This window comes from Litoribrevibacter euphylliae (genome assembly GCF_042646085.1).
Lineage (GTDB): Bacteria > Pseudomonadota > Gammaproteobacteria > Pseudomonadales > Litoribrevibacteraceae > Litoribrevibacter > Litoribrevibacter euphylliae.
This window is the reverse complement of record NZ_JBHRSZ010000006.1, coordinates 149791-165526: the sequence shown is the minus strand read 5'-3', so window position 1 is coordinate 165526 and position 15736 is coordinate 149791. Positions and strand designations below refer to the sequence as shown.

The window sequence follows — 15736 nt, the reverse complement described above, 5'->3', positions numbered from 1 at the left end:
CTCTGGAAACCACAATGCCATTTACACCATTCCACATGGGCCCAGGAATCGCCATCAAAGCCCTACTTCAAGGCAGCTTCAGTTTGATGGTATTCGGCTGGACTCAAATCATCATGGACATCCAGCCTTTGATTGTGTTGATCACCGGCGAGGGTCATCTTCATGGCTTTAGCCATACTTATGTTGGGGCCACACTACTGGCGTTGCTGGCTGCGCTTACGGGAAAGTATCTGTCAGAAATCGGGTTATTTGTACTCGGCCTTAATCATGAGTGGAAAGTAAAAATCGCCTGGTGGGTAACCTTTTTATCGGCGTTCATCGGTGCTTACAGCCATGTGTTGATAGATAGCATTATGCACAGTGATCTAGAGCCCTTTTATCCATTCGACACATACAACCCGTTTTTAGGCTTTATTTCGATAGAGGCCTTACACAAGTTTTGCTTATACAGCGGTGCCGTCGGTGGCCTACTCTATTTCACTATTCTAGAAATGCTCAAACATAAAAATAAACGCGCTCAGCGATAGAGGAATCACATGAAAACCATTGGCTTATTGGGCGGTATGAGTTGGGAAAGTACACAAGGGTATTATCGCGCCATCAATGAAGGCATCAGGCATCAATTAGGCGGGTTACATTCTGCCAAAATCGCTATGTACAGTGTCGACGTTGATCCCATTGAAAAGCTTCAACATGCAGGCGACTGGCAAGGTACCGCAAAGATTTTATCAAAAGCCGCGAAACGTATTGAGGCAGCGGGAGCAGACGTTTTGCTAATCTGCACGAACACCATGCACAAGGTTGCACCGGACATCGAACAAGCCATTCAAATTCCGTTACTCCACATTGCAGATGCTACCGCAGAGGTACTGGTGAAAGATGAAATCAAGAAGGTAGGTTTATTAGGTACCGCCTTTACGATGGAGCAAGATTTCTACAAAGGCAGGCTCACCAACAATTACGGGCTTGAGGTTTTAATCCCCTCATCACAAGACAGAGCAATCATCCATCGCGTTATTTATGAAGAGCTCTGTTTAGGGGTCATCAAGCCTAACTCTAAAGCAGAGTACTTACGCATTATTGATGCACTTGCCGATCAAGGTGCGGAAGCGGTCATTCTCGGTTGTACGGAAATAGGCATGCTAGTCCAACAATCGGATACCACGATTAGATTACTGGACACCACAGCCATTCACGCAGAAAAAGCCGTCGAATATGCGATATCCGACTAACTTGCATAATAGATAATCCGGCAAGGAAAGCCTCATCATGAACTCAGACATTCAAGCAATATTTGATCGCTATCCGGCACATGTCCAGCCACGTCTTTTACAACTCAGATCCTTGATTCTCGATATTGCGGAAAGCGTAAATTTGGGCAAAGTTGAAGAAGCGTTAAAGTGGGGGGAACCCAGTTTCCAAGTCAAAAGCGGCAGCCCAATCAGAATGGACTGGAAAGAAAAAACACCGGATCAGTACTACCTGTTTTTTCACTGCCAAACCAAACTGGTCGATACCTTTCGTGAGCTGTATTCCAACTCACTAACCTTTGAAGGCAATCGCGCCATCGTACTTGATGTGAATAAGGATCTTCCCGAAGGCATTATTCGACATTGCTTAACTCTGGCCATGCAATACAAACGGATTAAACACTTACCATTGCTGGGTGCATAAAGAACGACATTTATACCCTCTAAACAATAAAAAATATTAAGGACAATTATGAGCATTACCCGAATCAATGAGTTCCAAGCCGCAGATGGCAAAGCCGCCGATTTATTCACCTTCCTGAAATCGTTGAAAACTTACATTTCTTCGTCGCCTGGATGTGAGTCCTGCGAAGTACTGCAAAGTAACGATAACGACAGTCTGTTTGTAGTGATCGAAGTGTGGGATTCTGCTGACTCGCACAAGGCCTCTTTGGACAATTACCCTCAAGAAGACATGGCTGCCGCTATGCCTTTGATCGGCGCACCACCAAAAGGCGGTTTTTATCACTCATAGCTCCGACAATTACTTATGAATGATCAATCTTCAAGCCGAGCGCATGAGAGACATTAGGGATGAAAATCAATGATCATTGAAGCATATAAAGATGAATATCAAGACGGTATCATTCAACTGATTGTGGGTATTCAACGCTCTGAATTTAATTTAGACATCACCGCCGACGATCAACCCGATTTAATGAACATCCACAATTTCTACGTCACAGGAAAAGGCAATTTTTGGGTGGCAGTAGATAACGACCAAGTCGTTGGCACCATTTCATTGTTGGACATCGGTGATGACACTGTCGCCCTACGAAAGATGTTCGTGGCCGAATCTCATCGAGGTAAAGACAAAGGCGTTGCAAACCAATTACTAACCACCGCGTTTGACTGGGCGGAAGCGAATCAACTTAAAGCCATCTACTTAGGCACCACGTCGAAATTTCTGGCGGCCCATCGTTTTTATGAGAAAAATGGATTCTCAGAAATCATGAAATCAGCCCTTCCTGAGCGCTTTCCGATGATGGCTGTAGATACCAAGTTTTATAAACGGGAGTGTTCTGAATAACCTCTGGTAATCACTCTGACAGCACATTGTAATGCCAGGTAAGCAGTCAACAGGTTCGCTCTTTTAGCATAGCAACTAATTCTCTCGCAAAAGTATGACAATCATCCGGCCACGGGCTGAAAGGTAGTTGCCATCTCGAACAACACATACAGCGCCACCGCCACCTGGCTTGTCACGGTAAGGAAGTATCAGCCCGAGAGTGTAATCACTCTTATGTTGAAGATTGGCTTTGACTTCATCCTCTACAGACACAGAATAGGTGCGATAGTAATCCCCTAGTTTGGATTTCGTGGTGTATCAAGCAAACAACTCCATCCACTTTGGAAGAGCCGTGGCTTTTCGGTTATATAAAACAGATTTGCCTGTTTCCGGATCAATCGAACGAGCAATGAGCAAAACACCATGGCAAACCGCTGCGACAGGAATATCCAGTTTGAACGCATCGGAAATTAAGGTTTGAGCGTGTTGAGATTCGAGCAAGGTTTTCATCCCTTGAGCATGACCGCCAGGTACTAAGATGCCTTCCACATCATTGCGGTTCTCAATACGAACATCACTAATCTTTAAGGGCCGATTAAACGACTCACTTGAAACCATTTGACGGTAAATCACTAAATCTCGTTTTCGAGTCATAAAGAAACTCGATAACACACCAAAGCCCAAATCGGTTAATCGTTTATCGGCATAAGCCACATCGCCAAACGGCGTTGCAAAGCACACCTCGTACCCAGCATCGATCAACGCTTTCCAAGGAACAGCGGATTCTGTTGGGTCATAATCTGAGTCAGGCAGTAATTGTCATTGTCTCCTTACACCGGCTTTTTAGAAACACTAATAGTTAGTGACTTACCTAATTCAAGCTGTCACAACAAACGCTGCAAACTTTGAATTTGGCGCCAATCTTTCTTACTCTGAAACGTCTCTAAAACATTGATATTTTGATCATGTCAAAACAACAATCCGTCATCAGAAACTATGTTCAAACCTTAATTGATACCACCATCAATACAGGCGTGACACTACATGATTTACTTGATGGATTAGCCCTAACAGAAGAAGATCTCAAGCAACCCAATTTTCGTCTTGAGATGGATGTGATGACACAGCTTTGGATGCGGGCTGTCGAGTTAACGGATGATCCATCTCTCAGTTTACATGTCGGTGAGCACATGCAGTTGGGCTCCCTTCATGCCTTTGGCCCCATCGCAATGAACTGTCCTACTCTGGGGACGACCATTAAATACATGATTCAGTACTCCAGAATTGTGAGTGAAGGCGGTTCACTGTCCTGCAACCAGCTAGATCAAAGTTGCCATATCGAATATCAGCCAAACGACGGCTTATACGCTCTAACACGCCATCAAATAGAAGGGGTGCTTTCAACTCTAATAGGTATTGCTCGAATGATTTCAACGAATGACTTGAACCCTCAAGCTGTATTTTCAAGCACGATGTGCCACGCTCAAGTAGCAGAACGACTGAACCTTTCCCTGCGTTCTCTGCAACGTAAATTGAAGACAGAACATAGCAGCTATCAAGACATTTTAGATACATATCGACAAGAACAGTCAATACACTTATTCACCAATACCCATTGGTCCATAGCCACAATTGCGGAACATCTGAGTTATCTCAATCTAAGCAGCTACCATCGAGCTTTTAAACGTTGATATGAAATAACAGAGAGAAATACAATGAATTCCCTCCGCTCTATAGAAGTAAACCTGATCTAATTCATCATAAACCAGGTCGATTAGATGAAATGCTTAAAGCACAGGGAGAGTTGATTTCTTAGCCTCAAAGTCGGCATCTTTCTCCCTAGTCACTCCAATAGCATCAAGACTATCCCTGTCATTTTGAGAATAGGTTTCAGGCTTTATCAGAGGTGCAAGCGACTCCATTTGAGGGCAGTTCCAGTCGTCTCCTGCACCAGACTCTATAGCCACCTGCTGAAACAACGAATACTTCTCTTCAGGCACTGCATACGCAATAGCTTGCCATGCCGCTTTAGCATCTCCATCATTTAGGGAATCCATCTTCTCTATAATGAATAGATGCTTATCATTAGAAGACATCTGTTCTATATCAGGATGCCCCGATAATTCCGTAAAAAACTCGCACGTTTTATCGAAATCATTAGAACAACCAGAGATAACAACAACCAACAGTACTGTTAATAACCTAATCATTACAATCACCTAACAAGATGTACTACAGTAAATAAATTTACCATTTGATGCCCTTTCAAAGGGGTACTTAGGACGCATTACTCGAAGTGCACTTTGTGGTTCAAAATCAATTACAAGACGACCCTTTGCGTCCGTTAAATAAACCCACTGCCCATTTTGTCCTTGCCAAGCTGTCCCACCATTTGAAGCAATCGTCTGAGCGATAATAAATGGAGAACTAGAACCATAGCTCTGCACAGGAAGAATATAAGGTCTGTACTTAGCTAACTGCTGCAATCTAATTGCTTGGACTTTTTGGTTGATATCATCATCAACTATTGCCTTTAAAGTACTAACGGCCATACCAGCAATACCACTAATAAAGCCTGAACCATAAATTCCAACATCAACTGCACTTGGTGTACTACCTTGAGCACCATAATTTAACACCCAGGTAGCTGGAGTGATAAGGTTCCCAACAGAACCCCGTCCAATTTTATCCAAACCTAACGCTGCAATAATTCCACTGGTGTTTTGAATTAAGTTTGTATTATCTCTAACCTGCTGACTAAAGGAGGCACTTTCTTGTCCTTGGGGAGAAGCCATACTCTTTCCTTGTACTATTTTCCAATATCCATGAATTGATGTTGTTAAATTGCTGTGTAGAAGCTAACGGAGTAAATCATAGTGCACTTAGATACGTTGTGATTTACTTCTAGTTCTAGAACCAAACCATGAAACTACTTAGTTTTAGATATAATCACTCCTTTAAATCTAAGACTGTTATCTTATATTCACGGTGAGGTGCTTTATAGAAAGAAAGATGACCTGACTATATTTTTTCATCTCCTGACACAAGGAGAGTGTTCAATGAAACAAATTACCTTACGAAGTTTTAGCATTATAGGTATCCTATTATTCCTACCTCTATTTTCATTCACTGTTTCTGCCCTACAGCTTATTGAGAAATCAACCCAAACCTTTGTGGAATGGAAACTTCAAAACACTGTGAATGCCGTAAAACATGGGAACAACGTATAAAACACTCCATGCAGCTCCAGTTAATCAGCCTAGAGATCATGGAAGAAAAGCTCACTCAATTTAGCCAAGTTAAGTACATGAAAATTGTAGACAAGCTTACATTAGATGTTCGAATCTTTCTGGATGTGAATTCTATGGTATTCACTTTGTAGCAATCATTGGCGCCGTGGTTGCGATGCTCATGGGCATTGCCCTGACCTTCTACCGCTTACATGTACTGGAACAAGATTTTGGTTCGAACTCCATTAAGGCATTGGGCGTGCTGGTGTTTTAGCCTTGTTTAGTCATTTTTGCCGTGTTAACCAATTTTGGCAGTGAGACATTAGCAGCACTTCTAGGAACAGTTGCAGGCTATGTTCTGTCTAATACGGAAAGTAACTTCACCAGAAAAGAAAGTGATGAGTCATAGAATTAAAAAAGCGACCTGTGTCGCTTTTTATACATCAAAATAATGTGAACGAAAGACTACTAACCTTGTTTTAGTTCATCCATCATCGACTGCATCAAACTACGAACTTTCTCCGCTTCTTGAGCGATCATCACTTTACGCTGTTCAATATCGTCCGGCAAATCTGACAAACTGATATCCGGCTGATACAACTTGTACATCACCTTAAGTTCTTTTAAACGCCTCGTTAGTTTTGGAATGTTCAAAAGGCGCGTTTCACGAATACGGTCGTAACTCTTTTTAGGCAGTTTCTTTAAAAGAGGATCTAGCTTGGAAGAAACAGGCAGTGTTTTCCCCCATTGCTCCGACCCTTGATGCACCATGACCAATACCGGCACATTCAAGCGCAATGCGAATTCAATAAAACGCGGGCTCAGGAAAGGTTCAATATCCAAGCCGTTACCGTAGTTACAATTTTCGCCTTCCGGTTTTACCAACAAGTCAGTGAATCCTTCGTTCTCCATCTTGGCTAGAAACTCATCGAAGTTCAGCCCCCGATCCACCTGGGTAATGTATTGAATAGCGTACTTGTACAAAGGAATCTGATAGAACAAGCGCCACATAATGGCGATAGGTTTACGATCGGCACCGCCGTTATCACTATAGAGCTTATTCAAAGCAATGGTCGTCGCCAATGGCCCCAGCATCGGACCGTGATTCAATGCCACAACCAATTGCGGATGCTCAGAAAGAATCTCGCACATGTTATCGGAAGCAGGATGGAAAGAGATTTTCTTGGTCAAAACTTTAGTCAGAGCTTTACCAACAAACGAAAAGTCTTTGAAGCGCTTCATAACGAACTCACTTAATCGTTAAACCGAAGGACGGCCAGTCTGGCCACGAACCGTAATTAAAACGGCCCGCACTGTACTGGAATTGAAGTGCAAATTGAAGGTAATCCCACGACAGTTTTGTAATACGTCTGTGGTTTGATCGTCGTTTTTTCTCTGTTTTCTTTCGTTTTAGTTGTAAATCCTATGTGTGCTCTTATTATGCAATCTATCAGTAAATCTTGACTAAAAAGTCTTGTTTTATGATTTAAGGAATAATCTAGGGATCAAAGACGCATCCTTCACCAACTAAGGAAAGTTACCATTCTATGAATGCATTTATATTTTTCGCGCAATTGGCGATTGCCATTTTAATGTTGATTGCTGCGGCATCGTTTTATTGGGGACGAAACAAAGCAACCAATCGATCAAATTCCCTGCGCTTCACAGAACAACCGGTTCGAAAGATCACCGACGAAGAACGTTCCGCCATCTCACACCTATTCAATGAAGCACTCGATGTCGATGACGTCTACACCATTGAAGGGCAATTTGACTATGTGCACATGGAGTTCAATAACGCAGAGAGTACCTACGCCACCATTGACGGTTATCGAGTCAATCTACCGATTAACGCCATCCCGTTTATTCAAACCGAGAATAACCACGCAGAAGTGGCGTGGACTCACGATGAGCTGTATATCCTTCGTCTTAATGACCAGTATGATGTGGTAGAAAACAGTAAGGATTCTCAAGCTGTATCGGAAGGCTTGGATAAATTGATCTCAGGCGAACGAGGAAACATCGACGCGCTAGGGTTGGAAGTTCTCTACACTCGTCCCGCCACATTGAACGAAGTAAAAGCCATTGAAGGCAGCCAAATCGGGATGCGCTTTTTCTTTTTGATTCCGTTGATGGTACTAGCACTGGTTTTGATCAGTACGTTCTTGGGGCCAACAGCCACAATAATGGCCCTGGTACCCTGCTTACTGATGTTTTATTTCTTGTTTTTCCGATACCCCAAACAAGCAGCAGGAACCCACACCATTGCCAAAGTCCGAGGTCGAATACACGGTTTTCTTACTCAGGAACACCAAAAGGATTTACAGCTTTACTTTAAGGACTACGAGGCCGGTGAACGTATGCTATCCTATACAGTGCCTGAAGCCTGGCTAGAAGATTTCACTATGCACTTCAGAAAAGAGGGTGAGCCCAGCGAACCCATCGACTTCGAGATTTGCGTTGGCCACGATAACATCCTTTCTATCGCCGACGGTCGATCCGTTGAAGCGGATGCACAACAAACACCCCTCTACCGTTATGCTAAGCATGTATCGACCGCGTTATGTTTGGGCGTAGTGCTGTTCATGCTATCAGCCGTGCAGGAAGGCGATAATCCAAACCTTGGTGAAATGGGCGTTTACTATCTATTAAATGATAAGCCCCAGCATCACATGACGACACCGAATCAATTCATCCATAGCAACTTACAGGTTGGCGATAAACTCTCGCTCAACGGTTCACGAGCTTGTTATATCGATACGGATCGTTGGTCTAGCGATCTATTTTGTGAGCGCTTTGGTTTTGTTGAAACACCTTCTTCGCTGACGTTAAGTGACCCTAACAACCAAAGAGTTCTGAGTTACTTCGCAGAAGGCGGCGAAGAAAAAACCTTCCCGCTGATTCATCAAACCGCCTATATGATGGCCAGCATCCAACTCACCATGGCACAAAAGCAAATCGCCCAACGTGAAGATATCTTTAAACTCACCAACGCCAATGCGCAGATGATTGCTCACACCATAGAACCTGTGTGTGATCTCAGTGAACACTGCGAGACGCTTAAATCCGAGTTGGTCGCTTTGTGGAAAGAAAAAATGAACATCACCGACTGCAAAGATAAAGAGTGCTGGACAGCAATGATGACGGCCGACTCGAAAGACAAACGCGCCGAGTATGTGGTCAGATCAGACATTCCTGGCTATCGAAACGCCCTTAACAGTTTCCACAAAGATTTGCGTAAATTGGTCTACACAGACCTGGTCAACACCATCAATCGTGTGGAAGCCAGATGGCTGATTGAACCAGAACGTCGATCAGAAGCACTGCTTGATGCAGGGCATTACATCACAGGCCTAACACGATCTATAAGTCAACGAAGCATTGATCGCGTACTCTCAACCTATCAGGAGTTACAAAGCTTTGAATTAACTGGCCGAGTGACTGACATCGAAGAACTAGAAGGTCAAACCGTCATTCGTGTGGATTCCACTCTCACCGATGACGTCATGGAACACGCCGCGATGTTATGGGTACTGTACCGCATTACCTTAGCTTTATTCATCGCGCACTTGTTGGTTATCGCAGTCAGAATCACCTTGAATATCATCAATAAGAAATCCAGTACATCAGGACGTGACACTCTGACGGTTAGTTAATTAGTTAAAAAAGAGGGAATCCTACTCTGGTTGCTGTTTACTTTGCTCGTACAAACTCATTGGTACTCATATTGCTTTGCACTACTCAGACGAGCAACGAGCAGACGTTAGTTACACACTCAACATCAGCTAAAGAGTAGGATAACCCGCATGATAGAAGGATCTACAGGCCAGATTCACTCAGCAAATGGGTCGAACCTGGTTAAAACACGGTCACAATCAATTCCAAGCAGTGGCAATCTTGTGCCGTCTGCATCTTCCAATCAAACAGCAGACACTGTCCACATCAGTGAAATCGCGAAATCGCAATCTGGCCAAAAAGCAGAACCTGTTAGCACATCTCAAGCAGCAGGAACCTTAATTGACCTAAGCACCCGCGAAGGCAAACTTCAGTTTGGTTTAGCTGCATTAGGACAAAACACGGTCGCGGGTTGGACTGCAAAAGGGCTCGAAGTCTCAGAAGAAGCACTTATAAACGCAGCCGAAGCCATGCAGGCAGGCTTCAAAGAGAACCTTGAACGATATGGACCCGATTCGATGGCAGGAAGCCGAACTGCATTGAACGCACACCAGATTGTAATGAATTCACAAGAAGTGCCTGACTGGTTTGTGCAGGAATACCAACAGAACTTAAATACGATGGACAACCCGGAAATGAAAGCCGCCTTTCAACAAGGAGCCACCTATTTCTCTTCACCATCTTCTGCAATTAGCAACCAAGCCATAGCAAATTACACCAGCATTACACGTTATGAATAAGGCCGACTCAGTTTTCTGATCTATATCAATTACCCAAGTAAAACACTCAAGTATTATTCTCTTCGTCGTCAAACAACAGAGGAAAACACTATGGGTTGCTGCGGTAGCTGTGGTGGCGAAGAACAAAAGCCAGCACAAGATCAAACTGAAGATAAAGCCAAAGACGCAGAGAAAGCATCGAAAAGCTGACTCTGAATTGGTTTCTCTTTAAAGGTTTAGTTAGTGGTTTTGCAGGACGAGGGGTATCTCGCCCTGCTTTTTTGCGTGAAGGAAATAGCCCGTCTTAGCCATGGAGGACTTTCAAAGCATATTGAGGATCTGCTTCGACAAGACGAAGCAATGAGCGTGCAGCGCCTGTAGGATGACGACGCCCCTGCTCCCAGTTTTCCACAGTTCGTTTTGATACACCTAAGAGTAAGGCAAACTTTTCTTGCGGAACTCCTAGTTTCTCTCGAATGGCTTTAACTTCAGGATCAGGAAAATCGAAAGCACGGCTTGCTTTGTCTTTCCCCTGGACAATGTCGTCCATCTGTTGGATGCTGGCCATAAGTTCATCAAACATGTCTTGTTCCATCACTGCCACCTCTCAACAATAACTCTTAATTGTTTCAACTGTTCTTGGGTGAGATCACTTTTCTGGCTTTTCGGGTACACATAGAGCATGCGAAGCTGATCGTTGTCCACAACCCAATAGTAAATAGCCCGAACGCCGCCCTGCTTACCTCGCCCCTCAAGTCGCCACCGAACTTTTCGTAGCCCTCCAGAACCTTGAATAATCTCGCCTAGATCCGGCCTGCAAACTAATGCTTCCTGTAAAGCTTTATATTCATTATCACTCATCAGTTCTTTAATGAGCTTTGTGAAAATAGGTGTTTCAATGATAACCATTAAAAGTGCCATTATATACGCCAATGACGTATGTCGTCTATTTAATTCAAACTAATCAATAGACACTACATAACAGCATCAATAAGGGCTATCCGGCATATTTATGAATCAATAAGTTCATCCTTACTTTGACCCTTCCCCAATCCATCCCAGATCATCCATGATGCAATACAAGCATGGGATCACAAACAGCACCAGCAATGTGGTGGCAAACACACCGCCCACGATAGAGAGAACCAGCGGGATCAAAATCTGCGCCTGTAAACTGGTTTCGAACATCAGCGGCAGCAAACCGGCCATGGTAGTGACTGAGGTCAGGAACACCGCTCGGAAGCGTTCTTTACTGGCCATCACAGCTGCGTGATGAACATCGTAGCCTTCTTCCACATGCCACTTCACATACTGCACCAGCAAGATCGAGTTATTCACCACGATTCCGGCCAGTGAAATGAAGCCCACCATACTCGGCATGGTCAGTTCATAGCCCATCAATAAGTGGCTCCAGAACACACCGATTAAAGCCAGTGGAATCGCTAACATCACCATCACAGGTTCGATGTAACTCTTAAATTGGAAACTAAGAATGATGTACACCGCAAACAGCCCCACCACAAACGCACGCACCATGGATTTAGCCGTTTCTGCACTGTTGGCCGACTGACCTTCCAAAGCGACTTTCAAGCCAGGGAAATCTGCTTCTAATTGATCAAAGTAGTCCGCTTGAGATTCGGCCAAGATCGCAGCAGCGTTAGTAATTTCAGTATCGACATCACCCAATACCGTCACAGTGCGTAGTCCTTCGTAACGATTGATTCGTGCAAAATTACGCTCATAACTGATTTCAGCCACCGTCGCCAACGGGATCTGACTGCCATCCGGCAATACGATTGGGAAGTTATCGAATCGGGTTAATAAACTGCGATCTATCTTGGAGAGACGAACGTCCACTTCCAGTGTTTCATAACCTACTTGTACTTCATCGGCGGTCGAACCTTGGAACGCGGAACGTAATTGTGACGCCACGGTAAAGCTGTCTACTCCGTAGCTGTTGGCTCCCGGTCGAATACGAACATTAATTTCTTCTTTCCCCGGACGAAGATCGTCCATCAAATCATTTACACCATCAAAATGACTTAAATAACTCTGTAACTGCCAAGACGCTTTCGTCAGCACCTCTAAATCATCATGTTTCAGACGAATCTCAATGGCTCGACCCGCCGGACCAATGGTTGGCTGTTTGAACTGCAAGGCAATCACCCCAGGTACTTCACCAACCCCCTCTCGCCAAGCCGAGGTAAACTCATTGATGTTAGTAGTGCGTTCTTCTGCAGACAGTAAATCCAGTTTCACCGTCGCAATGTGCGTGCCTTGCTCAAAAGCATCCGGGTTGTAGTTGTATTGAACCGTAATGTGCTCCACCAACGATTGTTGATCCGGCTGTTCTGGTGTTAACGCTTGATTCATTTTTTCGGCTTGAGCAACGATCTTGGCAACCACCGCTTCGGTATCTCGTAACGGTGTGCCTTGCGGCAGTAACACTCGTGCTTCCACCAAATCACCATCCAAATCGGGAAACGGGGAGAATCGCAACAACCCACCCGCTGGCAGCGCGAAGGTAATGAACAAGAGGCCAATGACACCGCCCACAAAGGCATAACGCCAGTTCACCAAGAATTCCACAACATTGACAAGCGTTGTTTCCCGGAACCTTTCAAAGCGCTCATTAAAGCGATCTTTAAAGGCGAACAGTCCGGAATGCTCTTCCTCTTCAGGGTGCGCTTTCAACGAATGCAATAGATGCCCAGGCAACACGAGGAAAGCTTCAATCAAACTGACCGCCAGGGTCACCAAGAGCACAATCGGAATGAACTTTAAAACCTTACCGATTTCCCCTTCGATAAACGCCAAACCGATAAAGACACTGACGGTAGTTAAGAAGGACGACAAGACCCCCACGCCCACTTTGCCTAAGCCTTCCATGGTGCCATCCACCACCGACTTATCGATGCCTTCTTCCAGCTCGACATCCTCTGTTGACGATGGGTTACGTCGTCGTTGAACGTAGGCGGCGATGCTTTCGGCGATCACGATGGCGTCGTCCATCAGAATACCGATGGCCATCAACAAGGCCACCATGGTGATCATATTGATGCTGATGCCAAACAAAGACATAACGTATAGCGTCGCCAGGAAAGACACCGGCAAGCCCATCGCTACCCAAAAGGCAAAACGGATTCGGAAGAATAAGGCCAACGTTAACGCCACCAAAATGAAGCCCTGCCAGCCATTCTCCACCAGCATGTTCAAGCGATCCGTCACAATCGAAGTACGATCCTGAGTGAGTGTTAGACTCACACCAGATGGCTTACGCTCTTCTTCCAGCGCAAGAAAGCGTTTAATCTCATCCAACACCACCAGCGCATCGTCGGCCTTGGATTTACTGATTTGAAGGATGGTCGCCGGCTGCCCATCGAAATAGATCTTCTCTTCGTCTAACTCAAACTGATCTTTAACCGTAGCAATGTCACCAAGACGAATTTCCGCCCCTTGTTGATTCGACGCCACCACTAACGACATTAACTCTTGTGCCGAAGTCCGTTGTTCGTCGTATCTCAACAACAAGGTTTTATCCGTTGTTTCCAATTGGCCCAAGGGCATTTTGATGTTCTGACGCTCAATTTTCGCGGCAATGTCCGCAAGACTGAGGTTGTATTGACGCATCAGAGGCACCGCCAGCTCCACTCGCAACTGACGCTCGGAGAAACCTTGCATCGTCACTTGTGCCACGCCGTCCAAACGCTGAACCCGGCGTTTTAAGTCTTCCGCATAGCTTTTCAAATGGGTTTGGAAGGTATCCGCCGTCACCGCAATACTGACTACCTGATCGAAACGATTCTGCTGACTGACCACAGGGCGTTCAGTGGCATCGGGAAAATCATCAATGGCGTCTACTTCGGTTTTGATGTCATTGATAAAGCGGTTTTCATCGCCGTCGTCGTCCATCTCAACAATCAAGCGACCATAACCTTCCAAAGCTTCACACTGCTTTTCTTTGAGGAAAGCGATACCAGAAACGGCATCTTCCAAGCGCTGACAGATGGACTCTTCCACATCCCCCGGTGCAGCACCCGGCCAGATGACTTTGGTTTCCACTTTTACCGGACGACTGTCGGGGAAGGTTTCACGTTTAATGTTTGGCAGTGCCATGATGCCTAACATCATAAGCATCAACATGATCAGGTTGGCCGCCGTTGGGTGGGCCGCTAAATAACGCAACATGGCTTACCCCTCCTGCGACGTTTTTAACAGAGCACCTTCAATCACAGGGATTAAATCAGTCAGAATGACCTCGTCTCCCGCTTTAATTGAATGTTCTCCTGACACAGAAGTTATCGCCACCCAGCCGGAATTGGTAAACAACTCACGCACAGGGCGAATGCGTAATCGGCTGTCTTTATCACGAACATAAATCTGCCCGTCATGCACCGCTTTGGCAGGCACCGCCAAGAAAGGCTGCTCGTTGCCCGTGACTCTCACTTCCACAAACATCCCCGCCACCAAAGGCGGACGTTTACGAATTTCCATGTGTTGAAGATCTTGTTCCACTTCAACAATTAAACCTACAGTGCCTCGGGATTGATCCACTTCACCACTGATGCGTGTTAATTGCCCCGGCCAGGAAATTTGTTCACCGGCGGTGTACATCACCACTTCGGCTTGAGGAAATAAGTGGGCTGGATTAGCCGTTTGCAAAGACACTTGAATCTCACTTGGCACGGTTCGCATCGCACGGCGCATATCGTGAACGCCCACTTGAGCTTCCACTTCCATCTCACTCCAGTCGTGCGCAACGACCATCACTTGTTTAGGCGAAATCAATTCGTCTTCATTGATATTTTCTTCAACGATCAACCCGGTAAATGGCATTCTTACAACGGTTTTTTCAAGCAAACGTTCGGCATCAGATACTCGTGCTTGTTGGACTTTCTCACTGGCTTCCAACACCAGTTTACGAGACGGCACCAAGGTTAGTTGGTTTTCCAAATCCTGTACTTTCTGACGCTGTACCAGTAAGTTCCGACGTTCCTGATCGTAGCTCGACTGTGAGGTCAGCTTACGAGACAACAAGCTTTTCTTACGAGTCACTTCCTTCTCAACAATGGTCAGCTGATTACGCTCAATCTCCAACGACAGCTTAAGATTGTTGGCTTCAATATCGAGACGTTCCAGCTCAGACGTAACGGAATCCAAATCCGCCTTGGCTTGCGCTAATTGCAGCTCATAGTGCAGCGGGTCTAACGTCAGCAATACGGTGTCTTTATCAATAAACTTACCGCGCTCCAAGGACGGATTCTTATAGGTAACCCGGCCTTCTACTTCCGAAATGGCCTGCCACATTTTTTGTGGTTTTACATGACCAAAGGCGATAATTTGCGCGCCCATCATGCGTTCGCTTAACGATAGCGTTTCCACCAGCGTGGCTTTCTCACTGACGTCGGTGACCGGTAAAGGCTTCTTGTTTTTTACGACCGTCACAAGAACTAAAAAGCCGATCGCAATGACGACAAAAAAGGACCACTTACGTTTAAGAAGGTTGGGAAGAGCTGCCATATCAAGAGCCTATATACGTTATTATTATCTTGCCGTTGGGCTACGGCCGGAACA

At 45.2% G+C, this 15736-nt stretch carries 16 protein-coding genes; 8 read left to right on the top strand and 8 right to left on the bottom strand.

Annotated features, from left to right (window positions below; translation table 11 throughout):
* Positions 1 to 14 precede the first annotated feature (14 nt).
* The 5 genes from ACFOEK_RS14695 to ACFOEK_RS14675 all read left to right on the top strand — a co-directional run bounded on the left by ACFOEK_RS14695 (position 15) and on the right by ACFOEK_RS14675 (position 2559).
* Positions 15 to 527, top strand: coding sequence for a zinc dependent phospholipase C family protein (locus ACFOEK_RS14695; protein ID WP_386722211.1), 513 nt, complete (start codon positions 15 to 17; stop codon positions 525 to 527).
* Between the two features lie 9 nt (positions 528 to 536).
* Complete coding sequence (locus tag ACFOEK_RS14690) at positions 537 to 1232, top strand: aspartate/glutamate racemase family protein (protein ID WP_386722210.1); 696 nt, start codon at positions 537 to 539, stop codon at positions 1230 to 1232.
* A gap of 37 nt (positions 1233 to 1269) precedes the next feature.
* Positions 1270 to 1674, top strand: a complete 405-nt coding sequence (locus ACFOEK_RS14685; protein WP_386722209.1) for a DUF1801 domain-containing protein — start codon at positions 1270 to 1272, stop codon at positions 1672 to 1674.
* 48 nt (positions 1675 to 1722) lie between these two features.
* The gene (locus ACFOEK_RS14680; protein ID WP_386722208.1) at positions 1723 to 2004 is read left to right on the top strand and encodes a putative quinol monooxygenase; all 282 of its coding nucleotides are present in this window, start codon (positions 1723 to 1725) and stop codon (positions 2002 to 2004) included.
* Between the two features lie 69 nt (positions 2005 to 2073).
* On the top strand, positions 2074 to 2559 hold the full coding sequence (locus ACFOEK_RS14675) for a GNAT family N-acetyltransferase (protein ID WP_386722207.1): 486 nt from the start codon (positions 2074 to 2076) through the stop codon (positions 2557 to 2559).
* Positions 2560 to 2856: 297 nt separating this feature from the next.
* Here the strand turns inward: ACFOEK_RS14675 and ACFOEK_RS14670 are convergent, their stop codons facing one another.
* Complete coding sequence (locus ACFOEK_RS14670; RefSeq protein ID WP_386722356.1) at positions 2857 to 3351, bottom strand: type 1 glutamine amidotransferase domain-containing protein; 495 nt, start codon at positions 3349 to 3351, stop codon at positions 2857 to 2859.
* Positions 3352 to 3503: 152 nt separating this feature from the next.
* On the opposite strand from ACFOEK_RS14670, the gene ACFOEK_RS14665 reads away from it, so the two are divergent.
* Positions 3504 to 4229 carry an AraC family transcriptional regulator gene (locus tag ACFOEK_RS14665; RefSeq protein ID WP_386722206.1) on the top strand — a complete coding sequence of 242 codons (726 nt, stop codon included), beginning with the start codon at positions 3504 to 3506 and terminating at the stop codon, positions 4227 to 4229.
* Positions 4230 to 4325: 96 nt separating this feature from the next.
* Here ACFOEK_RS14665 and ACFOEK_RS14660 read toward each other — a convergent pair whose 3' ends face one another.
* The 3 genes from ACFOEK_RS14660 to ACFOEK_RS14650 all read right to left on the bottom strand — a co-directional run bounded on the left by ACFOEK_RS14660 (position 4326) and on the right by ACFOEK_RS14650 (position 7010).
* Positions 4326 to 4748 (bottom strand): hypothetical protein, encoded by a 423-nt coding sequence (locus ACFOEK_RS14660; RefSeq protein WP_386722205.1) that lies wholly within the window; start codon positions 4746 to 4748, stop codon positions 4326 to 4328.
* Positions 4749 to 4757: 9 nt separating this feature from the next.
* Positions 4758 to 5333: a hypothetical protein gene (locus ACFOEK_RS14655; protein WP_386722204.1), complete on the bottom strand. Its 576-nt coding sequence runs from the start codon at positions 5331 to 5333 to the stop codon at positions 4758 to 4760.
* Between the two features lie 903 nt (positions 5334 to 6236).
* Entirely contained in the window at positions 6237 to 7010 is a 774-nt protein-coding gene (locus ACFOEK_RS14650; RefSeq protein ID WP_386722203.1) for a hypothetical protein, read from the bottom strand.
* Between the two features lie 305 nt (positions 7011 to 7315).
* Here ACFOEK_RS14650 and ACFOEK_RS14645 point away from each other — a divergent pair, with 305 nt between their 5' ends.
* Both ACFOEK_RS14645 and ACFOEK_RS14640 read left to right on the top strand, forming a co-directional pair.
* Positions 7316 to 9424 carry a hypothetical protein gene (locus ACFOEK_RS14645; RefSeq protein WP_386722202.1) on the top strand — a complete coding sequence of 703 codons (2109 nt, stop codon included), beginning with the start codon at positions 7316 to 7318 and terminating at the stop codon, positions 9422 to 9424.
* Between the two features lie 150 nt (positions 9425 to 9574).
* Complete coding sequence (locus ACFOEK_RS14640; RefSeq protein ID WP_386722201.1) at positions 9575 to 10183, top strand: hypothetical protein; 609 nt, start codon at positions 9575 to 9577, stop codon at positions 10181 to 10183.
* A 283-nt stretch (positions 10184 to 10466) separates the two neighbouring features.
* Here ACFOEK_RS14640 and nadS read toward each other — a convergent pair whose 3' ends face one another.
* The 4 genes from nadS to ACFOEK_RS14620 form a co-directional block, all read right to left on the bottom strand.
* A complete protein-coding gene (nadS, locus tag ACFOEK_RS14635; protein ID WP_386722200.1) occupies positions 10467 to 10757 on the bottom strand; it encodes a NadS family protein in 291 nt (96 codons plus the stop codon).
* Entirely contained in the window at positions 10757 to 11083 is a 327-nt protein-coding gene (locus tag ACFOEK_RS14630; protein WP_386722199.1) for a type II toxin-antitoxin system RelE/ParE family toxin, read from the bottom strand. Before ACFOEK_RS14630 ends, nadS begins: the two co-directional genes overlap by 1 nt.
* Before the next feature lie 111 nt (positions 11084 to 11194).
* Entirely contained in the window at positions 11195 to 14350 is a 3156-nt protein-coding gene (locus tag ACFOEK_RS14625) for an efflux RND transporter permease subunit (RefSeq protein WP_386722198.1), read from the bottom strand.
* Between the two features lie 3 nt (positions 14351 to 14353).
* The gene (locus tag ACFOEK_RS14620; protein ID WP_386722197.1) at positions 14354 to 15682 is read right to left on the bottom strand and encodes an efflux RND transporter periplasmic adaptor subunit; all 1329 of its coding nucleotides are present in this window, start codon (positions 15680 to 15682) and stop codon (positions 14354 to 14356) included.
* Positions 15683 to 15736 lie beyond the last annotated feature (54 nt).